The 21,700-nt window shown below is 61.7% G+C and carries 23 protein-coding genes; 7 read left to right on the plus strand and 16 right to left on the minus strand.

Going from position 1 to position 21,700, the window contains the following annotated elements; all coding sequences use genetic code 11:
* The first annotated feature begins 25 nt into the window (after nucleotides 1-25).
* Nucleotides 26-604: a DUF1190 domain-containing protein gene (locus DSM110093_RS20360; protein ID WP_243268207.1), complete on the plus strand. Its 579-nt coding sequence runs from the start codon at nucleotides 26-28 to the stop codon at nucleotides 602-604.
* A 4-nt stretch (nucleotides 605-608) separates the two neighbouring features.
* Here DSM110093_RS20360 and DSM110093_RS20365 read toward each other — a convergent pair whose 3' ends face one another.
* From DSM110093_RS20365 to DSM110093_RS20380, 4 genes are all read right to left on the minus strand, one after another.
* Nucleotides 609-1,517, minus strand: a complete 909-nt coding sequence (locus DSM110093_RS20365; RefSeq protein ID WP_243268208.1) for a bestrophin family ion channel — start codon at nucleotides 1,515-1,517, stop codon at nucleotides 609-611.
* A gap of 97 nt (nucleotides 1,518-1,614) precedes the next feature.
* On the minus strand, nucleotides 1,615-1,773 hold the full coding sequence (locus DSM110093_RS20370) for a peptidase M23 (RefSeq protein WP_243263576.1): 159 nt from the start codon (nucleotides 1,771-1,773) through the stop codon (nucleotides 1,615-1,617).
* 38 nt (nucleotides 1,774-1,811) lie between these two features.
* Nucleotides 1,812-2,639 (minus strand): 3-keto-5-aminohexanoate cleavage protein, encoded by an 828-nt coding sequence (locus tag DSM110093_RS20375; RefSeq protein WP_243268210.1) that lies wholly within the window; start codon nucleotides 2,637-2,639, stop codon nucleotides 1,812-1,814.
* A gap of 27 nt (nucleotides 2,640-2,666) precedes the next feature.
* On the minus strand, nucleotides 2,667-3,530 hold the full coding sequence (locus tag DSM110093_RS20380) for a 3-hydroxyacyl-CoA dehydrogenase NAD-binding domain-containing protein (RefSeq protein WP_243268211.1): 864 nt from the start codon (nucleotides 3,528-3,530) through the stop codon (nucleotides 2,667-2,669).
* An 85-nt stretch (nucleotides 3,531-3,615) separates the two neighbouring features.
* Here DSM110093_RS20380 and DSM110093_RS20385 point away from each other — a divergent pair, with 85 nt between their 5' ends.
* The gene (locus tag DSM110093_RS20385; protein ID WP_243268213.1) at nucleotides 3,616-4,341 is read left to right on the plus strand and encodes an SDR family NAD(P)-dependent oxidoreductase; all 726 of its coding nucleotides are present in this window, start codon (nucleotides 3,616-3,618) and stop codon (nucleotides 4,339-4,341) included.
* On the opposite strand, the gene DSM110093_RS20390 is transcribed toward DSM110093_RS20385, so the two are convergent.
* The 4 genes from DSM110093_RS20390 to DSM110093_RS20405 form a co-directional block, all read right to left on the minus strand.
* Entirely contained in the window at nucleotides 4,342-5,250 is a 909-nt protein-coding gene (locus tag DSM110093_RS20390) for a LysR substrate-binding domain-containing protein (RefSeq protein WP_243268215.1), read from the minus strand.
* Nucleotides 5,251-5,325: 75 nt separating this feature from the next.
* A complete protein-coding gene (locus DSM110093_RS20395) occupies nucleotides 5,326-6,525 on the minus strand; it encodes a LarC family nickel insertion protein (RefSeq protein WP_243268217.1) in 1,200 nt (399 codons plus the stop codon).
* Complete coding sequence (locus DSM110093_RS20400; protein ID WP_243268219.1) at nucleotides 6,525-7,838, minus strand: lactate racemase domain-containing protein; 1,314 nt, start codon at nucleotides 7,836-7,838, stop codon at nucleotides 6,525-6,527. The genes DSM110093_RS20395 and DSM110093_RS20400 overlap by 1 nt, the downstream gene beginning before the upstream one ends.
* A gap of 24 nt (nucleotides 7,839-7,862) precedes the next feature.
* Nucleotides 7,863-9,410 carry an altronate dehydratase family protein gene (locus DSM110093_RS20405; protein ID WP_243268221.1) on the minus strand — a complete coding sequence of 516 codons (1,548 nt, stop codon included), beginning with the start codon at nucleotides 9,408-9,410 and terminating at the stop codon, nucleotides 7,863-7,865.
* 89 nt (nucleotides 9,411-9,499) lie between these two features.
* Here DSM110093_RS20405 and DSM110093_RS20410 point away from each other — a divergent pair, with 89 nt between their 5' ends.
* Nucleotides 9,500-10,276: a GntR family transcriptional regulator gene (locus DSM110093_RS20410; RefSeq protein WP_243268223.1), complete on the plus strand. Its 777-nt coding sequence runs from the start codon at nucleotides 9,500-9,502 to the stop codon at nucleotides 10,274-10,276.
* A gap of 1 nt (nucleotide 10,277) precedes the next feature.
* Here DSM110093_RS20410 and DSM110093_RS20415 read toward each other — a convergent pair whose 3' ends face one another.
* Genes DSM110093_RS20415 through araD form a run of 3 tightly spaced genes read right to left on the minus strand, consistent with a single transcriptional unit; the run spans nucleotide 10,278 to nucleotide 13,650 of the window.
* Nucleotides 10,278-10,988, minus strand: coding sequence for a ribonuclease activity regulator RraA (locus tag DSM110093_RS20415; RefSeq protein WP_243268224.1), 711 nt, complete (start codon nucleotides 10,986-10,988; stop codon nucleotides 10,278-10,280).
* On the minus strand, nucleotides 10,985-11,896 hold the full coding sequence (locus tag DSM110093_RS20420; protein ID WP_243268226.1) for a dihydrodipicolinate synthase family protein: 912 nt from the start codon (nucleotides 11,894-11,896) through the stop codon (nucleotides 10,985-10,987). Before DSM110093_RS20420 ends, DSM110093_RS20415 begins: the two co-directional genes overlap by 4 nt.
* Before the next feature lie 11 nt (nucleotides 11,897-11,907).
* A complete protein-coding gene (gene araD / locus DSM110093_RS20425; protein ID WP_243268228.1) occupies nucleotides 11,908-13,650 on the minus strand; it encodes an L-arabinonate dehydratase in 1,743 nt (580 codons plus the stop codon).
* Nucleotides 13,651-13,766: 116 nt separating this feature from the next.
* Between araD and DSM110093_RS20430 the strand changes: the two genes are divergently transcribed.
* The 3 genes from DSM110093_RS20430 to DSM110093_RS20440 are packed head-to-tail and all read left to right on the plus strand — an operon-like array spanning nucleotide 13,767 to nucleotide 17,070.
* The gene (locus DSM110093_RS20430) at nucleotides 13,767-14,567 is read left to right on the plus strand and encodes an HpcH/HpaI aldolase/citrate lyase family protein (protein ID WP_243268230.1); all 801 of its coding nucleotides are present in this window, start codon (nucleotides 13,767-13,769) and stop codon (nucleotides 14,565-14,567) included.
* Nucleotides 14,568-14,569: 2 nt separating this feature from the next.
* A complete protein-coding gene (locus DSM110093_RS20435; RefSeq protein ID WP_243268231.1) occupies nucleotides 14,570-16,111 on the plus strand; it encodes an aldehyde dehydrogenase (NADP(+)) in 1,542 nt (513 codons plus the stop codon).
* Nucleotides 16,108-17,070, plus strand: coding sequence for a 2-hydroxyacid dehydrogenase (locus tag DSM110093_RS20440; protein ID WP_243268233.1), 963 nt, complete (start codon nucleotides 16,108-16,110; stop codon nucleotides 17,068-17,070). The genes DSM110093_RS20435 and DSM110093_RS20440 overlap by 4 nt, the downstream gene beginning before the upstream one ends.
* A gap of 42 nt (nucleotides 17,071-17,112) precedes the next feature.
* Here the strand turns inward: DSM110093_RS20440 and DSM110093_RS20445 are convergent, their stop codons facing one another.
* From DSM110093_RS20445 to DSM110093_RS20465, 5 genes are read right to left on the minus strand one after another with little or no spacing between them, the layout of a single operon-like run.
* Nucleotides 17,113-17,427 (minus strand): NIPSNAP family protein, encoded by a 315-nt coding sequence (locus tag DSM110093_RS20445; RefSeq protein WP_243268235.1) that lies wholly within the window; start codon nucleotides 17,425-17,427, stop codon nucleotides 17,113-17,115.
* A 25-nt stretch (nucleotides 17,428-17,452) separates the two neighbouring features.
* Nucleotides 17,453-18,169, minus strand: coding sequence for a FadR/GntR family transcriptional regulator (locus tag DSM110093_RS20450; protein WP_243268237.1), 717 nt, complete (start codon nucleotides 18,167-18,169; stop codon nucleotides 17,453-17,455).
* A 3-nt stretch (nucleotides 18,170-18,172) separates the two neighbouring features.
* Nucleotides 18,173-18,868: a nickel pincer cofactor biosynthesis protein LarB gene (gene larB, locus DSM110093_RS20455; protein ID WP_243268516.1), complete on the minus strand. Its 696-nt coding sequence runs from the start codon at nucleotides 18,866-18,868 to the stop codon at nucleotides 18,173-18,175.
* Nucleotides 18,861-19,646, minus strand: a complete 786-nt coding sequence (locus DSM110093_RS20460; protein ID WP_243268238.1) for an adenine nucleotide alpha hydrolase — start codon at nucleotides 19,644-19,646, stop codon at nucleotides 18,861-18,863. The genes larB and DSM110093_RS20460 overlap by 8 nt, the downstream gene beginning before the upstream one ends.
* Nucleotides 19,643-20,398, minus strand: a complete 756-nt coding sequence (locus DSM110093_RS20465) for a FadR/GntR family transcriptional regulator (RefSeq protein ID WP_243268241.1) — start codon at nucleotides 20,396-20,398, stop codon at nucleotides 19,643-19,645. Before DSM110093_RS20465 ends, DSM110093_RS20460 begins: the two co-directional genes overlap by 4 nt.
* 256 nt (nucleotides 20,399-20,654) lie before the next feature.
* Here DSM110093_RS20465 and DSM110093_RS20470 point away from each other — a divergent pair, with 256 nt between their 5' ends.
* Nucleotides 20,655-21,614 (plus strand): TAXI family TRAP transporter solute-binding subunit, encoded by a 960-nt coding sequence (locus DSM110093_RS20470; RefSeq protein ID WP_243268244.1) that lies wholly within the window; start codon nucleotides 20,655-20,657, stop codon nucleotides 21,612-21,614.
* Nucleotides 21,615-21,700 lie beyond the last annotated feature (86 nt).

The following is a 21,700-nucleotide window of genomic DNA, read 5'->3' on the forward strand; positions in this document are numbered from 1 at the left end:
GCCCCTTGGCAGAAAGACGACCACCATGACCAAACGCTCGAAACGGGTTTCCATCGCCATCGTCGGCGCCGCCGCCTTTACCCTTGCAGGATGCGAGGAGGAGAAGGTCGACGCCGCCGCCTTCCCTGACCTGCAAAGTTGTCTGGCCGATGCCTCAAGCGGCGGGATGTACACCCAGCAACAATGCGAAACCGCCTTTGATGAGGCGCAAACCCTCCATGTCGAATCCGCACCGCGTTATGACAGTCTTGAGGTTTGCGAAGAACAGCATGGAGCGGATGCCTGTGGATCAGATGAGGCAGCGACCCAAGGGGGATCGGGCGGGATCTTTATGCCCCTGCTGGCGGGCTATCTGATCGGCAATATGATGAGCAATCGTGCAGGCATGTCGGCAGCACAGCCGCTTTACAAAACATCGGATGGCCGCTTCACCAATGCCGCACGCTCCAGCACCTATTCGGCAAATCGCGGTGCGGCAAAACTAAGCACATCGCAGTTCACACGCCCGGCGACCACGGTTGGCAAAACCCCGATGACCCGCGCTACCGCCGCCTCGCGCGGTGGCTTTGGCCGCGCCGGAGGATCGCGTGGTTTCGGGGGGTGAGCCGCTAGGTCAAAACATGCGCGTGCGGCTCCATCATCGGTGGCGGCGCGCGGTCCAACGCCTCGGCGGCTGAAACCTCAATCGTGCGGCACATCGCGTCTAGCGGCAATCCGTTATGCACATTGCGGAAAGGCAATTCCAATTCATTGGTCACCGCCTGAAGCCCGAAGAAAACATAGGCCACAACCGCCGCAAAAATCGGCGCGAACCAATTCGTTGCCTCGATCAGCGCAAAGGGCAGCAGCCAGCAATAAAGATAGGTCGTACGCCGCACCATCAGTGAATAGACGAATGGCAACGGCGTTGTCAGAATACGCTCGCACCCCGCCTGTGCAGCAGCAAGGGCGGCCAGTGTTTCTGACAACCTCATCTGTCCGAAACCGGTAAGCCCGTCATGCGCCGCAAGGGTATTGATACGCTCTGCTATCGCGCGCAGGGCCGCATCGGCGGGGTTGGCTTGTGCCTGCAATCTGGCCGCCTGTTCCGCCCCGACCCACTGCGCGACCTGCGCTTCTACATCCACGTCGCGCAGAAACCCACGGTGCAAATGACTGAACGCCACGCCAAGCGATAGGATCTCGGCATGGTCCTCCCCCCTGCTGCCTGCAAAGATCGAAAGGTCACGGCCAAGGGTGCGCAGGTCAGCGATCATCGCCCCCCAAAGCTTGCGTGCCTCCCACCAACGGTCATAGGCGGCGTTATTGCGAAAGCCCAAGAACAGCGACAGGGCCACACCGAAGATCCCCATGGCCGCGATTGAGACACGGGGCAGTTCAACGAGATGCAGGTCCACCAGCAGCACGATAGCGGTCAACACGGCCACGCCGATAATCCGCCCGATAATGTTTGGCACGATGGACCCCTGCATGACAAAGAACAGCTTCAGCGCGCTTGGCTGGTCCCTGACAATCATTCGACAATCCTTTTGTGCGGCAACGGTCTATGCCGAACGCAATCTCTGCCTTGCGAGGGCAAGATGCAAGGGAAGTCGAAAAGGCCCTATCCGTAGCCTACTTCCGCCGCATCACCGCCGCGGCAAGGATCACGATTGCCAGCGACAGCAATGCCACGGCCCAAAACGGATCATTGCCATGCGGATGCACATGCGCGCCCTCATGCGCCGCAAGCGGGCTGGCAAAAAGGGCGAAGGCTGATATCAGTTTTTTCATTTCAGTATCCTTGAACGGTAGGCAATTCCAAAGTGGGTTTAACCAAGCCCCAGAATTTCGCGGGCCTGTTGCGGTGTAGCGACGGGGCGGCCTGCCTCTGCGCAGATCTCTGCCGCGCGGGTGACAAGCGCCGCATTCGATGGCGCGAGCGTGTCTTTATCCATGCGGATATTATCCTCCAACCCGGTGCGCAAATGCCCACCTGCTGCCGCACACCATGCGTTCAGTTCTGCCTGATGCCGCCCGATCCCAGCCGCACACCAAGGAAGATCGCCAAACAGCCGCTTTACCGTTTGGACATAGAAATCAAAGACCTCGCGATCCGCTGGCATGGCGTTTTTGACCCCCATGACAAATTGGATATAGGGCCGCGCCGGGATCGCGCCCGCGTCACACATCGCCTTGGCCTGAAGGATATGGCTAAGGTCAAAGACCTCAATCTCGGGCAAAACGCTATAGGTCTTCATCTCCCCCGCCAACCAGTCAACAAGCTCTGGCGGGTTCTCATACACGCGGTTAGGGAAGTTATTCGATCCCACTGAAAGCGACGCCATATCCGGGCGCAAGGGCAACATCCCGCCCCGGTTCTTGCCCGCGCCGGAACGACCACCGGTTGAGAGTTGCACGATCATACCGGGACAATGCTTGCGCAGCCCTTCTTGCAGCCTAGCAAATCGGTCGGGGTCGGCGGTGGGCGTGCCATCTGCGGTGCGCACATGGGCATGGCAGATGCTCGCCCCGGCCTCAAACGCGGCCTGTGTGCTTTCAATCTGTTCGGTGATGTCAATCGGCACCGCTGGATTGTCGGCCTTGGTGGGAAGCGACCCGGTGATGGCCACGCAGATGATTGCTGGTTTATCGGTCATGATTGTCCTCGATTATCTGGAATGTACTTAACCAGCGCTGTCGCGCGCCAAAGCGATGACACGCTGAAGTGCCTCGTCGGTGTCCCCGTCGCCCGCGTCTGTAGGCCAGTCATAAAAGCCTTTGCCGCTGCGTTTGCCCAGATGCCCCTGCGCAACGAGACCGGCGAGGGTAGGTGATGGATCATGGCGGTCGCAAAGATCGGGATAAAGGTACTCAGCGATGCTAAGGTGCGTGCCCAATCCATTCAGATCGCGCTGTCGAAATGGCCCAGAAAGCGCCATGCGCACCCCGACCGACCACTGTACAATCTCATCAATCTCGGCGGGGCTGGCCACGCCTTCATCTACCAGGTGCAGACATTCCCGCATGATCGCATGTTGAATACGGTTGGCGACAAACCCCGGCGGCGCGTGGTCAAGGCGCACCGGGCGGCGCTCCAACGCGCGCAGCAGGGTCATCACCCGGTCGCACAACCCTTGGGCTGCATCTTTTGCCGCGACAACCTCGACCGCAGGGACCACATCGCCGGGATTGAAGAAATGCGTGATCACGGCGCGTTCGGGGTGGGCCATCTGCGCCGACATTTCCTCAAGCGTCAGTCCCGATGTGTTGGAAAGGATCGGCGCATCCTTGGGCACCACACTCTCCAGCGCGACAAGCACTTTCTGCTTGAGGGCAAGCTCCTCCGGCACGCATTCCAACGCAACGTCCGCCTGCCCTGCCGCCTCCAGATCAGCACTTGCCGTTGCCCCCGACACCGCGCGTAAAAACGCCTCCCGCGCGGCCCCAGTCGGGTCGACGGCATGAACCTCCCAATCGTGGCTGGCAAAGAGCCTGCCAATAGATTGCCCCATCGTTCCGGCACCCACGATGATGATGCGTTCGGCCATGTCTCCTCCTCCCGGATATCACGGTTTACTTATCACTAGATGGCGGTGATAAGTAAACCATGATATCTGAAAAAGGATACGCTCCGTGACACAATCCTCCCTTCCGCGCCACGCCGTCGTCACAGGCGGCGCGCATAATATCGGCCTAGGCATCGCGCGCCGGTTGCAAGAGGACGGTTGGCGGGTCTTTGTCCTTGATATTGCAGAGCCCGAGGACGCCGCCCTGCGCACAGATGCGCTGCTCGTTGATCTATCGGACCCTGTGGCGACCACCGTCGCGCTGGAACATGTCCTTAAAAATGGCCCGGTGACCTGTCTGATCAACAACGTCGGAATCGTAAAACCCGCGCCTTTCGACGCAGTAGAAATCGACGACTTCGACCGGATCATGCATCTTAATCTTCGGCCCAGCATCTTGGCGGCAAAGCTCTTGGTACCCGGAATGCGCACGGCTGGGGGCGGGCGGATTGTGATGAACACCAGCCGCGTTACCATGGGCAAGATCGACCGGACACTTTATTCCGCCAGCAAGGGTGCGATCCAGTCCATGGCGCGGACATGGGCCTTGGAACTGGCGCGCGACGGGATCACGGTAAACTGCGTGGCCCCCGGCCCCATCGCCACCAGCGCGTTCTGGGAGAACAACCCAAAGGACGCGCCCGAAACACGTGCTATTGTTGATGCGGTGCCAATGGGCCGCATGGGCATGCCGGAGGATGTGGCGCAGGCAGTTTCCTTCTTTGCTGATCCGCGCAGCAGCTTTATCACCGGGCAGACGGTCTTTGTCTGCGGCGGCACCGCAGTTGGCTGATCAGCTTTCTGGTTCCACTGCATCCAGAAGCCTGCGCAAGACTGGGTTGGTCGGATCTTGAAGATAGGCCAAGCCAATTCGGCTGTTCACCGTGGCATCTTTGATCGGCAAAAAGGTAACGCCTGCATCCTTCATCCGCGCAGCGGAGGCGGGCACAAAAGCCACACCAAGACCCGCAGAGACAAAGTTCACAATGGCCGTGAACTGCGGTGCGCGATGCGCCACGCGCGGCGCGAAACCAGCATTGGCGCAGAGCTGATAGGCACAGGCGGCAAAGCCCATGTCGGGGCCGAGGTGGCTGAAGATAAAGTTTTCCTCGCGTAGCGATGCCATAGTGACTGACGGCGCTTTGGCAAGACGGTGGTCAGGCGGCACGGCCAGCAAGATATCCTCGGAATGCACGGTGCGGGTGAGCAGTGTGTCAGGCACACCAGAAAGCGGCAGGCGCACAAAACCCGCATCAAGCCGGCCTGCAACGATCTCAGAAATCTGTAGGTCCATGTCCAACTCGCGCAGGATCAGATCCACATCCGCCGCCCCCGCGCGAAACTCCCGCAGAAGCCGCCCCAGAATGCCCGCGTAAGAAGCCGATCCGACATAGGCCAATTCGATCCGCCCCCGTTGGCCCGTTCGCGCCGCCTCCGCCACGGCCTCAACCCGCCGCGCCTGTTGCAAAAGCGCGCACGCTTCGGGCAAAAGCGCGCGGCCGAATTCGGTGAGCATGACCCGACGGCGGTTGCGATCAAAAAGCAACTCATCGCCAAAAGCAGTTTCAAGATGTTTCAGTTGCTGCGTCAACGCAGGCTGCGCGACCCCAAGCTTTGCCGCTGCTTGGCCAAAGTGCAACGTTTCGGCAATAGCGATAAATACCTCATACTGGCGCAGCGAGGCGGTGAGTGGCTTTTCCATGCGGCCCCCTGAAACGACTTCAGGCGTTTCTCACACGCGGCCCGGTGATAAGCAAGATAGATCACTGGGCCTTGTCTATTGCCCTTCTACCGCGCGGGCGCGTTTGCGGCGCTCATGGAGGGTGTCGGCATCGGCCAGATCATCGCTCTCAACTTTGATGGTCTCATGCCCTCCCGGCCGTTGCGCGCGCTTGCGGCGCGGCGTGGCGCCATCATCGCTCTCACGCGGCAGAATCAACCGATCTACCACGGCCCGACGCAGACCAAGCGTCGACGACAAGTCAAACACCCGCGCCGCGATCTCTTCTGCCGCCTGCGGTAAAACCAAAAGCTCCAACCGTGTTACGGGACGTGATTTCTTGCCCTGTCCGGCGAATGTCAGAAGATCAACCACACCTTCCATAGCGCGCAGCCGGTCCACCGCGGCACCCAGTTCTTCGCCGGTCATATCGTCAATATCGCAGGCAAGTTGCACCAAACTGTCTTGGCTCATCTGACCCGAAGCAGTGTCAAAGACAGACACCCGCAAGATATTCGGCAACCCCTTCATCACCCGCGTCCCGGCCCCTGACCCGGTGCACCGCAACTGTCCCGGTGGGCGGCTCGATGTTGGACTGCCGCCCGTCACATGCGCAAGGATCGCAGCCCCGGTGGGGGTTACCCGCTCGCCCAGCACAGCATCGTCGTGCCAGTCGTAGCCTTGCAAAATTAGCGCCGTCGCGGGCGCGGGCACGGGCAATTTTCCGTGCGCTGTCTCAACCAGCCCGCCGCCAAGCGGCAGCGGTGCAAGCGAATATGTCGCCTCTGACAGCGCCGCGCAGATACTGCCTGCGGCGGTCACATCCATCAATGCGTCCCAATCGGCGATTTCGTGGAAATGCACCCGGTCAATGGGGATATCATGCACCTGCGCTTCCGCCTCGGCAATGCGATGCAGAATGGCGCAGGCGGCCTTTGCCGTGCCGTCTGACAGCGGGGCGTTTTCCAGCAACTCGCGCATGGCGCGGTAGGTCGTCTCGGCCCCATGCCGTGTGCCTGCATCGGGTGTCGTCAGCACCAGTTCAAACCGGCGCGCGGTGATGCCCGACGCCACATGCGCGGTCAGTTCCGCATGGCCGACCTCGGCGGGCAATACGGCGGCGACATCGGCCAGCGCACGCGTCGTCAAATCGGGGAAAGCGTGTAGCATTGCGGCAATGAACATATCACCCGCAGCCCCGCCCACCGGATCAAGATGCAGATGCAGCCCTTGGCCTTTTGATACGGCTTTGGTCATCAATGGGCCTCCGGCCAAGGATTTTGCAAATGCCCCTCGCCGAACTGCATTGCTTGCAGATCGCCGACGACCTCCAACCCCGGACGGTCGCGCAGTTCCGGCAGCATCGCTTCCGACGCATAGAGAAACTCAAGCTTCAACGTATTGGGGATGCGCAACAGCCGGACCTCGGTTATATCCTCGGCGCCGCAGGTCTTGACCGCCGTCTGGATCGCGGTGCGGTCGCAGGGCATAACCATCGGAATTTTTGACTGTTTCAACACCTGCGAGGTAATGGCGTTGGCATAGACAGCCTCGCGGTCGAAATCCTCTTCCAACCGCTGCGTGATCACATCCGCCCGCGCAGCACCATTACCGTTGCCATTGCTGCGCGGCGACAGGCCAAGCGCCACCAGCCGCGAGATATGCAGATGGACCTGCATCTTCTCGCTCGAAAACCGATGGGTAATGTTAGGGTCCATCCCGGTACCAGAAAATTCCTTGCCGATCTCATCGACCACCAGCACGTCCAGATCGCCCGAGGCCGAAGGCACGTCCAGCGGCCCCAGCGGCAGGCGGGGCATGTTGCGCATCGCGTCTTGCAAATAGGGGGCTTCGGCCTCCAGCATCCCGTCGCTGTCGAGGGCGACCACCTGCGAGAGTGCGTCGTAGGCATTCTCAATCGTGCCGATGCCGAAAAGCACCTTGCAACGCTCCAGCTTCATCCGCGCCATATTAGCCACGAAGATGCCGACGTTATCGATGCCGCGTGAATGGCAGGTTTCGGCCCCCGATTGCTTGCCCAGACCGATCGAGAGCATCTTAGCCAGCCCGCTTTCATTCGGCGCACGGAACGACGTATGCGGTTTGATGCGGTTGAAGAGGATGATCCCATCTGCAGCATTGGCATGGCGGTCCATCCGCACCGACATGCCGTTGTCGAGCACGCCGATCTCATCAGTCTCCATCGAAGAGCGGATCTCGCAACCGAGGCTTTCTTCGGTCACGCCCAGTTTCGCCAGCAGCGCGGTCTGCCCCTCTGCGGTGGCGCCCCCGTGGCTGCCCATGGCGGGCACGACAAAAGGATGCGCCCCGCGGGCGCGGACTTCGGCCACGATGGCGGCCAGCAGTTCCGGCAGGTTTGCCAGCCCCCGGCTGCCTGCGGTGATGGCGATGGACATGCCGGGCTTGATCTTGTCCACACAGTTGGCCTGCATCGCCTCGGCCACGCCGGCGCGCGGATCGTCGATCTGGGTGGCGGCAAAGGTCTGACGGCACAGCGCGATGCGCGGCAGCGGCGTATCCTCGACCAGTTTTACATAGTTCGGTTTCATCTGCGCTGTCCCCTCTGACATCTGTTACCCTGTGACCCCAATCGGCCAAGGCGCGAATTCCTCTTCGCCCACGCCAAGCGCTTCGGACTTGCTCTGCTCGCCCGAGGCGGTGGCGAGGATGCGTTCAAAGATCGCTTGGCCCAATTCCTCTAGGCTCTGGTCGCCGTCGATCACGGTACCGCAATTGATGTCCATATCGTCCTGCATTTTGGTGAACATCGGCGTATTGGAAGCTAGCTTGATCGTCGGCGACGGGTACGAGCCAAAGCAAGAGCCGCGCCCGGTGGTGAAGCAGATCAGGTTCGCACCCCCTGCGATCTGCCCCGTGGCAGAGACCGGATCGAAGCCGGGCGTGTCCATGAAGACCAGCCCTTTTTGGGTCACGGGTTCAGCATAGCGGTAGACTTCCATCAGCCCGGTGCTGCCGCTCTTCTTGGCTCCGCCAAGGGATTTCTCCAAAACATTCGCCAGACCGCCTGCTTGATTGCCGGGGCTGACGACGCCGTTGATCTGAGTGTCGCGGCCCTTGGTATGATCAAGCCACCAGTCCATGCGTTCGACCAGTTTGCGGCCCACCTCTTCGCTGCGGGCGCGGCGGGTCAGCAGGTGTTCGACGCCGAAAATCTCGGGCGTCTCCGACAGGATCGCCGTGCCGCCGTTGCGCACGAGGATATCCGCCGCAGCCCCAAGCCCGGGGTTGGCCGACAGACCCGAGAGCCCGTCCGACCCGCCGCATTGCATTCCGATGGTGATATGCTCTGCCGAACAGGGTTCGCGCCGCACGGCATTGGCCTGATCCAACATCTCGCGCACGGCATCCTTGCCATCGGCAATCGCGCGGGCCGTGCCGCCGACGTGCTGCATGGTGATGGTGCGCAGCATCTTGCCCTCGGCCAGTCCTTCCTCCTCAAAGAACTGTGCCAGATTGTTACGCTCACAGCCCAGCGACAAGACAACGGCGCCGGCCAGATTGGGGTGGCGAATGTAGCCCGATAGCGTGCGGCGCAGCAGGTCCATCGGCTCGCCCGTAAGCTCCATCCCGCAGCCGGATTCGTGGATGAAGGGGATCACCCCGTCGACATTCTCCCATGCCTCCATCCGCTCTTCGTCGAAGTAGTTGGCGATCTTGCGCGCCACGGTGGCAGAGCAGTTCACCGTGACGAAAAGCCCGATGTAGTTGCGCGTGCCCACACGGCCATTCGCGCGGCGGATGCCCATGAACTGCGCGCGGTCTGAAGGCGGCAGCAGGTCGGTCGGGGTATAGTCGCGGGCAAAGGCATAGTCTTTGTCGACCGCGTCGAATTTGATGTTGTGGCTGTGCAGCCAATCGCCTGCGGCGATATCCTCTGCCGCGTAGCCTATGACCGTGTCGAATTTCAGGATCGGCGCGCCCTGCTGGATCGGGCGGACCGCGATCTTGTGCCCTTGGGGCGTATCGTGGTTGGCACGCAGCCCGTCTTGCGGCAATACCGCGCCACGGGGCACCGCCGAGGTCGCCACGACCACGTTATCCGTCGGCGACAGCAGCATCACCTTTGCGCGTCTGTCCTCTTGCATGGTCTGGCTGTCCATCGGATGCTCCCCCCAGGGTGTCGAAAAAACCGCTTCGGTAATATGTCATTAACTGATATATTAGATTTAATAGCTATGGAAGAGCCCACATGACCTCATCGAACAAACCCGCCGCGCAGAGCGCACAGACCCTCGCCAAAAGCATTTTAGGCGGCGGGGCTGATTTGGGTCTGTTCGAGGGCGGGCCAACGGGGCGCGGGGTTTACGCCACTCTGCGCGATCAGATTGTCCGGCTCGACCTGCCGCCCGGCACCCCGCTGTTGCGCGCCGAACTGGCTGAGACCCATGGGGTGAGCCTGACGCCGCTGCGCGATGCGCTGCAGCAGCTTGCCAAAGAGGGGCTGGTCAAGATCTACCCGCAATCGCGCACTTTGGTGACGCCAATCGACATGTCGGCGATCCGCGAAGCGCAGTTCATGCGCATCGCTCTTGAGACCGAAGTCGTGCGCCGTTTGGCCGCCGAGATCGCGCCCGAAGCCCTGACCCGTCTGCGCAGCATCGTCGCCCTGCAAAGCAGCATCTCGGACCAACCCGGCGACGTGCCGACTTTTCAGGAGTTGGACGAAGTATTCCACCAGACCCTCTTCGTGGCGGCGGGCCATGTGCAAAGCCAGCGCATCATGCGCAGTCACGCGGGCCATTTGGAGCGTCTGCGCCGCCTGCATTTGGATGACATCGATGAGGCGGGGCGCATCCTCAACAACAAGGACGTGATCGGGGGCCATAGCCGGATTCTTGATGGGATCGAAGCGGGCGATGCCCCTGCAGCGATGGAGGCGCTGCGCCAACATTTGCAACGCACCGTCGACCGGATGACCGAGAAACGGGCGGCTTTCCCGGAGTATTTCACCCCGGAAAAGCCCTGATTCAGCGGTTGTTGGCCTTGCGCCATTCCGCAAACTTATCGAGGTTTTCTTGCTTGGTGCCGGGGTAAAGCCCGATGATCCCCGCGCCGCCTTTAACTTGTTCCACTACGAAATCCTCATAGGCCGTCATCTCTACAGCCTCATCTGCCACTTCTTCGGCGATATCTGCGGGGATGATGATCACGCAGTCATCGTCGCCCACCACGATATCGCCGGGAAAGACCGGCGCATCGCCGCAGCCGACGGGGCAGTTGATCTCAATCGCCTCATGCAAGGTCAGGTTCGTGGGGCTTGAGGGCCGCGCGTGGTAGGCCGGCATCTCAAGCGCGCCGATGGTCGCGGCATCGCGCAGGCCTCCATCTGTCACCACCCCCGCCGCGCCGCGCATCATCAGACGGGTGATGAGGATATCCCCGGCACTGGCAGCACGCGCATCTTTGCGGCTGTCCATCACCAGCACATGACCCTCGGGGCAGGTCTCAATCGCGACGCGCTGCGGGTGCTCGGGGTTGCGAAATTCGACCAACTGGTTGCGGTCTTCGCGTGCGGGCATATAGCGCAGGGTGAAGGCGGGGCCGACCATATTCTGCCCCTTTGCCGCAACTGGGCCGACCCCCTGCACCACCTGATTGCGCAGCCCACGTTTATATAGCGCCGTGGCCAGCGTCGCGACCGAGACCGCTTTGAGTTTCTCGCGTAGTTCGGGGGTCATGCCCTCTCTCCCTTTAGTCCGTTGTCAGTGATGAATTGGTCCAGCACCGCCTGTTGCCGTTCTGTCAGGGGCCAAGCGGAGGGCGGGCGCGTGGGGCCGCAATCTTGTCCGATGGCCATTAGCGCCGCTTTGACGCCGGTGACATTGGTGCCGTTATGCTCTTCGGCGCGGATGTCTTCAAAGGCGCGCATGCCAGCGATCAAGCGGTTCGCCTCGCCGTAGTTGCCTGCATCCAGCGCCGCGTGAATGGCGACCGACCGCTCGGGCCAGACGTTAATGAGCCCCGAGGTGAACCCTCGCGCGCCCACCGCATAGAGCGGCGGTGCCCAAACCTCAGCCAGCCCGCCGACCCAAACGATATCATCTGGCGCGGCCTCAATCGCGCGGGCAAGGTTCAAGGGGTTCGGCGTGGCCCATTTGACGCCCTTCACCCCCTCGACCTCGCAAAGCCGGGCGATCCCCTCGGGCCCCATCGCATCATTGCGCAGGTACAGCATCACGGGCAGCCCGCCCGAAGCATCGCGCACCGCGCGCACATAGTCGACCGTGCCACGGGGGGAGACAAACGGATCAGGCGGCTGATGGATCATCAGCGCATCCGCGCCCGCGTCAGCGCTCGCCTTGGCCAGAGCACAAGCATCGCGAATGCCGCGCCCGACACCCGCCAGCAGTGGCGCCCGCCCGTCGACCATCTGCGCCACCTCGCGCACCATGGTGCAGGCCTCGTCATTGGTAAGCGCGTAATATTCGCCGGTATTGCCGTTCACTACCGGGATATGCACCCCGGCGGCGAGCGCACGGTCGATGATCGGGGCCAGCTTGCGCGGCGCAATCTCGCCACCCGCGTCATAGGGCGTCACAAGGATGCCCGAGATGCCAGTGAGCGCTTTTGATAGATCATGTGTCATAGACGTACCCCTCAGAAAATATCCGGCTCACCCGCCGCTTGCCCGAAGGCCGCGGTGAGATAGTCGAAGTCGCAGCCCTGATCGGCCTGCCCCACATGGCGCTGGAACATATAGCCCCAGCCCCGCTCGAACCGTGGCTCGGGCGCTTTCCACGCGGCGCGGCGGGCGGCGAGTTCATCCTCGTCCACCAGCATGTCGAGGGTCCGCGCTTCAAGATCCATGCGCACGATGTCGCCCGTCTTCAGCAGCGCCAGTGGCCCACCGACAAAGGATTCAGGCGCGACATGCAGGATGCACGCGCCGTAAGACGTGCCCGACATCCGCGCATCCGAGATCCGCAGCATGTCGCGGTGGCCCTGTTTCAACAACGCTTTCGGCATCGGCAACATCCCCCATTCCGGCATCCCCGGCCCACCCTGCGGGCCTGCGTTACGCAGCACCAGCACATGGTCCGGCGTCACGTCGAGGTTTTCGTCATCAATCGCAGCCTTCATCTCGGGGTAGCTGTCAAAGACCAGCGCCGGGCCTTCGTGGCGGTGGAACTTAGGGTCACAGGCCGCCGGTTTGATGACCGCGCCATTGGGGCAAAGGTTGCCCTTGAGTACGGCAAGCGAGCCCTCTTTATAGACCGGGTTCGACAGGGGCCGGATCACATCGTCATTATAGACAGGCGCACCCGCGATCCCCTCCTCCAAGGGTTTGCCGGTACAGGTGATCGCCGACCGGTCGAGCTTGTCGCCCAACTGGTCCATCAGCGCCCGCAACCCGCCTGCGAAATAGAAATCCTCCATCAGGTATTCGCTGCTGCCCAAGGGTCGGATATTGGCAATAAGCGGTGTGGTGCGGCCCAGAGCGTCCAGATCGTTCAACTCCAGCGCCACACCCGCGCGACGCGCCATGGCCAAGAGATGCACCACCGCATTGGTTGAGCAGCCCGTTGCCATCGCCACTGTCGCTGCGTTCTGCACGGCGGCGGGGGTGATGATCTTGTCGGGCGTCAGGTCTTCCCAAACCATATCGACAATGCGCCGCCCGCAAGAGGCGCTCATCCGTTTGTGGCCCGCGTCCGCAGCGGGGATCGAGGTGGCCCCCGGCAGCGTCAGCCCCATCGCTTCGGCAATCGCGGTCATGGTGGAGGCCGTGCCCATCGTCATGCAATGCCCGTAAGACCGCGCGATGCCGCCTTCGACGCCAACCCATTCCTCGGCCGAGATGGTGCCCGCGCGGCGTTCGTCCCAGAATTTCCATGCATCCGAGCCCGAGCCAAGCGCCCGGCCCGCATAATTGCCGCGCAGCATCGGCCCCGCGGGCAGGAAGATAAACGGCACGCCTGCGCTGATTGCGCCCATGGTCAGACCGGGGGTGGACTTATCACAGCCGCCCATCAGCACCACCCCGTCGAGCGGATGCGAGCGGATCGTCTCTTCGGTCTCCATCGCGATCATATTGCGGTAAAGCATCGAGGTCGGCTTGGTGAAACTTTCGTCGATCGAGATCGTCGGGATCTCCAACCCCAGCCCCCCGGCCTGCGCGATTCCCTTTTTCACGTCCTCCGCGCGGTCGCGGAAATGGAGGTGGCAGGGGTTCATCTCGGACCAAGTGTTCAGGATACCGATCACCGGGCGGCCTTCCCAATCTTCGGGGCCCAAGCCCATCTGCATCATGCGCGACCTATGCCCAAAGCTGCGCAGATCGTCGGGGGCAAACCAGCGCGCACTGCGCAGCTGATCGGCGGTTTTCTTGGTCTCGGTCATGGAATCCTCGCCAGCTAAACATGATCGCAAAACGGGTGGAAAACACATCTTGCTCGAACTGATATATTACCGTATCACCCCAATTGTCGATACCATTTGAGGGGCGCGTTGCGAAAATGTCGGGAAAATCACTGAAACAAACGCTTCGCCAAGGCAGTCGTCTGTCGGGTTTCTGGCTCTCGCTCTGCTCGCCCACGGTGACGGAAATTGCTGCGGGCAGCGGGATCGATTGGCTCTTGCTCGACATGGAGCACGCACCGAATGATCTGAGTCAAATCACCGACCACCTGCGCGCCGCAGGCAGTGCAAATCCCGATGCGCAGATGGTCGTGCGGATGCCCTCAACCGACCAAACCATGACCAAACGGCTGCTGGATATCGGCGTGCAAAACCTGATGTTCCCGATGATCCAAAGCGCCGAAGATGCCCGACGCGCCGTATCTTGGACCCGCTACCCGCCCGAAGGGCTGCGCGGCATCTCGGCCACGATCCGCGCCAATAATTACGCGCGGCAGACGGATTACCTGACTACCTATCCGGATGACCAATGCGTCATTGTGCAGGTCGAAACCCCCGAAGCGGTCGACCAGATCCCCGCCATCGCCGCCGTGCCCGGCGTGGACGCGATCTTTATCGGGCCGGGCGATCTGTCCTCGGCGATGGGCCATACCGGCAACCCGATGCACCCCGATGTCCAAGACAAGATCCGCAAAGCGGTAGATGCCATTCACGCCGCCGGGCTGCCTGCGGGCATCCTTGGTTACGGCGCCGATCTGGCGCGCCGCTATTTTGACAGCGGTATCGAATTCGTCGCCATCGCGGGCGACGCTTGGCTGCTCACGCGGCAGATGGATGCGCTGGTGCAAACCATGGCGCAGCCCTCCCCCACATTGACACAGCAAACCGACAAGGATTGATCATGAGCGCTGACAGCAAGACATTTCACCCCCACGGCAAGCACTTAATCGCAGGCGAATGGGTCGGCGGCGGGGAAACCTTCGCCAATTCCCCTGCCATCGGGGAAAGCGACCAATTCCAAAGCGGCACCCCGGCCCATGTAAACCAAGCCTGCGAAGCCGCCGAGGACGCCTCTTGGTCCTACGCCTATTCCAGCCGCGAAAGCCGGGCCGATTTCCTTGACGCCATCGCAGACGAGATGGAGGCCCGCGCCGAGATCATCACCGAAGTCGGCGCACGCGAATCCGGCCTGCCCACCGCCCGCCTTCAGGGCGAACGGGGTCGGACCACCGGGCAACTCCGCCTCTTTGCCGATCACATTCGCAAAGGCGCGCATCTGGACCGCCGCGTTGACGGTGCTCTGCCAGAACGCCAGCCGATGCCCCGCCCCGACATCCGCATGGTCCAGCGTCCCATCGGCCCGGTCGCGGTCTTCGGCGCGTCGAACTTTCCGCTGGCGTTCTCCACCGCAGGCGGTGACACCGCCGCGGCGCTGGCGGCGGGCTGCCCGGTCGTGGTCAAGGGCCACTCCGCCCACCCCGGCGCCGGAGAGATCGTGGCCGAAGCGATCCACGCCGCGATCAAGAAATGCGGCATCCATCCCGGTGTCTTCTCCCTCATCCATGCCAACAGCCGTGAGGTGGGCCAGACGCTGGTGCAGCATCCGCTGATCAAAGCCGTTGGCTTCACCGGCTCCCTCGGTGGGGGCCGCGCGCTGTTCGACCTCTGCGCGCAACGCCCGGAGCCGATCCCGTTCTTCGGCGAGTTGGGCTCGGTCAATCCGATGTTCGTTCTGGCCGAGGCCGCGCGCAACCGTGGCGCGGAAATCGGCGCAGGCTGGGCCGGCTCGCTGACCATGGGCGCGGGGCAGTTCTGCACCAACCCCGGCATCGCGGTTGTCGCGAAGGGGGCCGAAGGCGATGCCTTTGTCGCCGCCGCGAAGGAGGCGCTGGAGCAGGTCGGCCCGCAGGTCATGCTGACCGACGGCATCGCCAAAGCCTACCGCGACGGCAAGGAACGTTTCACCGGGCGCAACGCGGTGCGCGCGCTGGTGAGCACTGACAGCGAGGGGCGCAGCGCCCAGCCGAACCTCTTTGAGACCGATGCCGATACCTACCTACAAGACCACGCGCTTGGGGAAGAGGTTTTTGGCCCCTTGGGTCTGGTGCTACGGGTCTCGTCGGGCGATGAGATGCAAGAGCTGGCCAAGGGTTTTGAGGGTCAATTGACAGCCACCATCCAGATGGATGACGGCGACACCGAAGCGGCCAAAGCGCTGATGCCGATCCTTGAACGCAAGGCGGGCCGGGTGCTGGTGAACGGCTTCCCCACGGGGGTCGAGGTTTGTGACGCCATGGTGCACGGCGGCCCCTACCCGGCGTCCACCAACTTCGGCGCGACGTCGGTGGGCACGATGGCGATCCGCCGCTTCCTGCGGCCCGTGTCCTACCAGAACCTGCCCGAAGCGTTGCTGCCCGAAGACCTGCGCGGGGCATCGACATGAGCGGCGGATCAATCGGCCCCGTCGCCGTGCTCGATGCGATGCCGGAGGATATGCAGAACAAAGTGCGCGGCTATGCCGAGGGGCTCGACCTTCGCTTTGCCGACTCCTTCTCCGAAGAGGATTTTGCCAAAACGGTGAAGGGGGCGGCCTATATTGTTCCCCGCGGACGCGGCCTACCAGTCTCGGTGCTACGCGGGGCCGATAGTGTGCGTCTCGTCCACCAATGGGGCACGGGCTATGATAAGATCCCGGTGGATGTGGCCAAGGAAATGGGCGTGACCGTTGCGCGCAGCCCCGGCGTTAACGCCCCCACCATCGCGGATCTCACCATCGGCATGATGATCGCCGCCCTGCGCCGCATTCCGCTGCACTATAACAACACCCGCGCGGGCAAGTGGATCGTGCCAGAAATCGTCCCCGGCGCGCGGGATCTCAGCAGTCAAAAGGTCGGGCTGATCGGCTTTGGTGCCATCGGGCAACTCGTCGCGAAACGGCTGACGGGCTTTGACTGCGAGGTGCTCTACTACCGCCGCTCTGGTCCCGCCGAAGGAACCACAGCGCGCTATGCCGAGCGGGATGAAATCCTTGAGACCTGCGATATCGTTAGCCTGCACATGCCGCTGACCGAGGCGTCACACCACACCATCGGCGCAACGGAACTGGCGCAAATGAAATCGGACGCCCTGTTGGTCAACACCGGGCGCGGCGGGCTGATTGATGAGGCAGCACTGATCGACACGCTCACCCATAAGCGGATCGCGGGCGCGGCCTTGGATGTCTTCACCGAAGAGCCTGTCGAGCCAGACAACCCGCTTCTGCGGCTCGATAACGTTCTGCCCCTGCCCCATATCGGCGGCCACAGCGAGGATAACCTCAAACGTATGGTCGGCCATTGGGCCAGCAACATCCGCGCTTTTCACGAAGGGCGCGGGATCGACAAAAGCTGTATCGTTACTTGAATCTCACCTCCGGCCTGAACCCTCAGGCCGGAAGCACACCGCCTAGGCTTCGAGCGGAACGGGCATGAGAATTTTGTTGGTCTGGCTCACCAGATACCCCGCCTCTGCGCTTTTCTTGAGATAGGCCTGCCATTCAGGATCTGCTGCCATCTGCGCCCGGCGCGCAGCACGATCGGCGGCATCTTTATAGCTCCAGATATGTACGAAAGAATTTACGTCTCCGGTTTCCACCTGTGCATAGATCAGTGGCTCGCCAAGAATGCGTTTCTGCGCGGAAAATCCAAACTCCGCATAAAGCGCGAGGTGTTTCTTGATCGTGCCGGGACGGCAGCAATAGGTGCGGTGGTCGTAAATCATCGGGGGGCCTTTCGGGTTATTAATACTATGCGATACCAGCGTGGTCGGTGATCCGGGTCCGCGCCTGCAGCAGGTGATAAGCCATCGACACGCCCGCGACTTCACTGTCGCCCGCGCGGATCGCCTCAAGTATCTCGCGATGTTCGCTGATGACCACGTCGATCCGGGATTGCGAGCCTTGGCGGGTCAGCTTTTGTGCCACGTCGATCCCCTGCTCAATTGACTCCCGCGCGCAGTCGAGCATCTGAAGGAAGACCTCATTGCCCGAGGCCGCTGCGATGGCGCGGTGGAATTGGTAATCGGCATCGAAGGAAGGGTTGCGCGCCTGCATTGACGCCTCGAGCGTCTGCAACGCGGCCTCAATCCGGGCAATATCCTTGGGGCTGGCGCGTTGCGCGGCCATATGCGCGGTGGCTTTTTCAATCGTGATCCGCGCCTCCATCGCGCGCATCAGCCCGGCAACCGACCCCGCCGTCGCATATTCAATCAGCTTTTCCGAAGGCCGCCGCCGCACGAAGGTCCCCACGCCGCGCCGCGCCTCGACCAGCCCATCCTCTTGCAACTTGCGCAGCGCCTCGCGCACTACGGGGCGCGACACGCCAAAGGCCGTGGCGATCTGGTTTTCAGACGGCAGCTTTTCGCCCTGCACCAGTTTGTTCGACACGATCTGCTCAAGCACCTGCCCGTAAAGCTGATCGGCAAGTGTCTGCCGTTTCTTGATCTTCAGTTTCGGCGCTGTCACCGGCTACCCTCCCGCCGCGGTGCGGCGCATCATGTTGGCCAGTCGCAACGCCGCAGTCGCAGCCCCATAGCCGTTGTCGATGTTCACCACCGTCACCCCCGGCGCACAGCTGGCGAGTATCGAATCGAGCGCGACCCTCCCGCCGCGGGCCACACCATAGCCCACGGAGGTCGGCACACCAATGACCACCCCCGGCACAAGTCCGGCAACGACGGAAGGTAACGCAGCGTCCATCCCGGCGAAAACGATCACCACATCCATCTCGCGCAGCATTTCTTCCTGCGCGAGTAGACGCCAAAGCCCGGCCACGCCCACATCCGACACCTCGGTCGCGTCCATCCCGCCATAGGCTAACGTGCGCCTTGCCTCTGCCATCGGGGCGTAATCTGAAGTGCCCGCACTGACCAATCCAATGCGGGGGCTGCTGGCCAACGGGCCAATCTTTCCAAGAATGGCGGTGCGGGAGGCGGCGCAATAGTCGACCGATGCGCGCAACGCGTCTGGTAGCGCGGCAAACTGGGCGGCTGTCAGACGGGTCAGCAAAAGCCTACGGCCTTCCGCCTCTGCGTCGCCAATGATCGCAGCAATCTGCTCCACCGCTTTATGCTCGCATAGCACCGCCTCTTCGATGCCGATGCGTCCGCCGCGCCCCCGATCAAAGGTTACGTCAGGATGCCCGTCAGGGCCGGTCTCATCGATGGACAAATGCACTTCCTCTTGAATAGGGCCGCAAATTGATCGCGCGCCCATCATCCGTGGCTTGACGAACCTGCGCAAGAATTGCGGCGCGTTCTTGGTCCGACAAACCCTCATGAACAAGCTGGTCAACCTCAACCACCCAGCCCTCGCGCAGCAGACGGCAACGCAGGGTGAAGTTCCCCAACATGCCGCGCAGCAACGTCTCAACCCGGTCGATTACGGCCAGTTCCTCAGGCTCCACCCGCAGCCCGGTCTCAATCCGGCTGGCAAGGCAGGGTGCTGCGGGCAGTTCGGCCAGTTCCCCCAGCCCAAGCTCCCGCGCCAGCGCGCGCACATCCGCCTTCGACATCTTCGCATCGACAAAAGGATGCAACACACCATGCTCAGCCGCGGCTTGCAAGCCAGGACGGTAGTCCGACAGATCGTCGGTATTGGTACCTGCCGCCACCAACGGCCCCATACGGGCAAGCGTGCCGTAAAGGTTCGATTTACAAAAATAGCAGCGGTTGACCGGATTGGCACGATAGGACGGATCGGCAAATTCGCCCGCATCCACCAGTTCAAGCGCCACCCCATGCGCCGCCGCGAATTCCTTAACCCGAGCCGTCGCCGCAGAGGGTACCGCCGCCGAAACTGCATGGCAAAGCGTAACATCCGATGCACCCCGAACCACGGCCGCCGCCGCCGAGAGGGTCAGGCTGTCGATCCCCCCGCTCAGGGCAATTGTGAGAGACGCAGGCGCAGATAGCGCCTCACGAAGAGCAGCCGGAACAGTCATTCGCTCAACCCATCGTCGGTCTTGAGCTGCGCCAGCAAACGTGCGCTCGACATTTGTAGGTGGTCCCGCATCCGCTGGCGGGCGCTTTCGGCGTCACCTTGGACGATAGAGGCGGCGATGTCATAGTGTTCTTGTATTGCGCCACGGCTTTCGCCCCCGCGCTTCAGAGCTTGCAAACGCCCGGCCAACATCGTCTCGCGCAGGCTGGCGACGAGATAGTTAAAAAGGCTCAGGTAATAACTGTTCCCCGTTGCCTCGCAGACCGCGCGGTGAAAGGCGAGATCGGCACTGACCCCGGTCGCAACCGCAGGGCCGCCGATTTGGTTGCTTTGGTCGTAAGCAGCAGCAGCGCGCTGGATTTCCGCCCGCGCGTCGGGCGTTGCACGAGCAGCAGCGATGGCAGCAGCCTCAATCTCTAGCCCCATCCGCAGCTCTAAGATCTGCTCCAGCTTGCGCTGGCTTTCCATATCACGCTCTGGGATTGCGAAGCCTTGTCGGGGCCGATCGCTGGCCACAAAAGCACCGCGCCCTTGTCGACTGGAGAGCATTCCTTCGGCCTTCAGGCGCGACACGGCCTCGCGGATAACGGTGCGGCTGACATCAAAATCGCTCGCCAAACTGGTTTCCGACGGCAGTACATCGCCAACGCTCCACACACCGTTGACCACATTATGCCGAAGCACCTCGGTCACCTGATCGCTCAGCGTGGCCCCATCGACAAGTGGCGTTGTCGCCTGAAGATTTCCCGTCATGATAACAACATCCTTTTGCCGAGCAGACTACCTGTATGACAAGTTCCCAATATAAAGAGCAGATAGAACCAGATTCCCGATTACAAGCAGAATACAACATTACAAGTAAGATGTAATATCCGTTAATTTGTATTTTTAATTGACAGGCTGTTGATTCCCCCTCAGTCTGCGGACCTACGGCAAGAGGGTGTCAGGGGGGAGCCCGGAACCCATCCAGTTACTGCCGATACACAGTCAAAACTCGGGAGGAGTTTCAATGTCACCAATCTTCAAATCGATAAGCCGCACAGCAGCGGCCACCGTCCTTTTCACCGTCGCAGGCGTTGCTGCACATGCGCAAAGCTTTGTCATGGCAACTGGCCAGCAGGGCGGGTCGTGGTATCCCGTAGGCGGTGCGATCAAGGCGATCGTCGAGCGTGAAAACCCCGACATGGACATTACCGTGACACCGGGTGCAGGCGTATCGAATGTGGTGGGCGTTGACGCAGGCCGCTTCGGCATCGCATTTGCCAACTCCATCTCGACCGTGGACAGCCTTTCGGGCAAAGAGCCTTTCCGCAAGGCGACGACCAATGTCTGCAACCTTGGTATCCTGTATCCGCAATATTTCCAGATCGTCGCGCTCGAAGATTCCGGCATCAAGACTGTCGCTGATATGAAGGGCAAGCGCCTGACCACACAACAGCTTGGCAACACCGGCGAGTTCCTGACGCGTGAGTTGTTGTCGACCGCCGATATGACCTTTGATGACCTCGACAGCGTGGCAAACACCTCCTATTCCGATTCCGCTTCGCAGATGAAAGACGGTCAGGCCGATTTCTTCACACTGGGGTCTTCACTGCCTACAGGTTCGGTGATGGACCTCGCCTCTTCACGCAAGATCCGTTTGGTCGACGTGGACGAAGAAACCTTTGCCTACTTCAAAGACCAGAACGCCGCTTTCCAGCGTCGCGAAGTCAAAGCGGGCGCCTACCCCGGTTTTGATGAGGCCGTGCACGCTATCAGCTATGACACCCATATGGTCGCGCCCTGTGACTATGACGGTGAGATCATCAAATCCGTGCTTGGCGCTATTGCCGACAACAACCAGAGCTTTGCCGCAATCAGCAAATCCATGGCGAACCTGACGGTTGAGGAAATGGCCACCGACATCGGCGTGCCCTTCCACCCCGCAGCGAAAGAGTTCTACGCCGAGCGTGGTGTCTCAGGGATGTAATTCCCTTCCGACACGAAACGGGTCGGCCGGAGCCATGCGCTTCGTCCGGCCCACATCCATAAGGCCCCCGCCCCGCGCATTCCGCG

The organism is Sulfitobacter sp. DSM 110093 (assembly GCF_022788715.1).
Taxonomy (GTDB): domain Bacteria; phylum Pseudomonadota; class Alphaproteobacteria; order Rhodobacterales; family Rhodobacteraceae; genus Sulfitobacter.

Coding starts and splice junctions, on each gene's coding strand:
- DSM110093_RS20360 (WP_243268207.1), top strand. CDS start 26: ATGACCAAACGCTCGAAACGGGTTTCCATCGCCATCGTCGGCGCCGCC.
- DSM110093_RS20365 (WP_243268208.1), bottom strand. CDS start 1,517: ATGATTGTCAGGGACCAGCCAAGCGCGCTGAAGCTGTTCTTTGTCATG.
- DSM110093_RS20370 (WP_243263576.1), bottom strand. CDS start 1,773: ATGAAAAAACTGATATCAGCCTTCGCCCTTTTTGCCAGCCCGCTTGCG.
- DSM110093_RS20375 (WP_243268210.1), bottom strand. CDS start 2,639: ATGACCGATAAACCAGCAATCATCTGCGTGGCCATCACCGGGTCGCTT.
- DSM110093_RS20380 (WP_243268211.1), bottom strand. CDS start 3,530: ATGGCCGAACGCATCATCATCGTGGGTGCCGGAACGATGGGGCAATCT.
- DSM110093_RS20390 (WP_243268215.1), bottom strand. CDS start 5,250: ATGGAAAAGCCACTCACCGCCTCGCTGCGCCAGTATGAGGTATTTATC.
- DSM110093_RS20395 (WP_243268217.1), bottom strand. CDS start 6,525: ATGACCAAAGCCGTATCAAAAGGCCAAGGGCTGCATCTGCATCTTGAT.
- DSM110093_RS20400 (WP_243268219.1), bottom strand. CDS start 7,838: ATGAAACCGAACTATGTAAAACTGGTCGAGGATACGCCGCTGCCGCGC.
- DSM110093_RS20405 (WP_243268221.1), bottom strand. CDS start 9,410: ATGGACAGCCAGACCATGCAAGAGGACAGACGCGCAAAGGTGATGCTG.
- DSM110093_RS20410 (WP_243268223.1), top strand. CDS start 9,500: ATGACCTCATCGAACAAACCCGCCGCGCAGAGCGCACAGACCCTCGCC.
- DSM110093_RS20415 (WP_243268224.1), bottom strand. CDS start 10,988: ATGACCCCCGAACTACGCGAGAAACTCAAAGCGGTCTCGGTCGCGACG.
- DSM110093_RS20420 (WP_243268226.1), bottom strand. CDS start 11,896: ATGACACATGATCTATCAAAAGCGCTCACTGGCATCTCGGGCATCCTT.
- araD (WP_243268228.1), bottom strand. CDS start 13,650: ATGACCGAGACCAAGAAAACCGCCGATCAGCTGCGCAGTGCGCGCTGG.
- DSM110093_RS20430 (WP_243268230.1), top strand. CDS start 13,767: ATGTCGGGAAAATCACTGAAACAAACGCTTCGCCAAGGCAGTCGTCTG.
- DSM110093_RS20435 (WP_243268231.1), top strand. CDS start 14,570: ATGAGCGCTGACAGCAAGACATTTCACCCCCACGGCAAGCACTTAATC.
- DSM110093_RS20440 (WP_243268233.1), top strand. CDS start 16,108: ATGAGCGGCGGATCAATCGGCCCCGTCGCCGTGCTCGATGCGATGCCG.
- DSM110093_RS20445 (WP_243268235.1), bottom strand. CDS start 17,427: ATGATTTACGACCACCGCACCTATTGCTGCCGTCCCGGCACGATCAAG.
- DSM110093_RS20460 (WP_243268238.1), bottom strand. CDS start 19,646: ATGACTGTTCCGGCTGCTCTTCGTGAGGCGCTATCTGCGCCTGCGTCT.
- DSM110093_RS20465 (WP_243268241.1), bottom strand. CDS start 20,398: ATGACGGGAAATCTTCAGGCGACAACGCCACTTGTCGATGGGGCCACG.
- DSM110093_RS20470 (WP_243268244.1), top strand. CDS start 20,655: ATGTCACCAATCTTCAAATCGATAAGCCGCACAGCAGCGGCCACCGTC.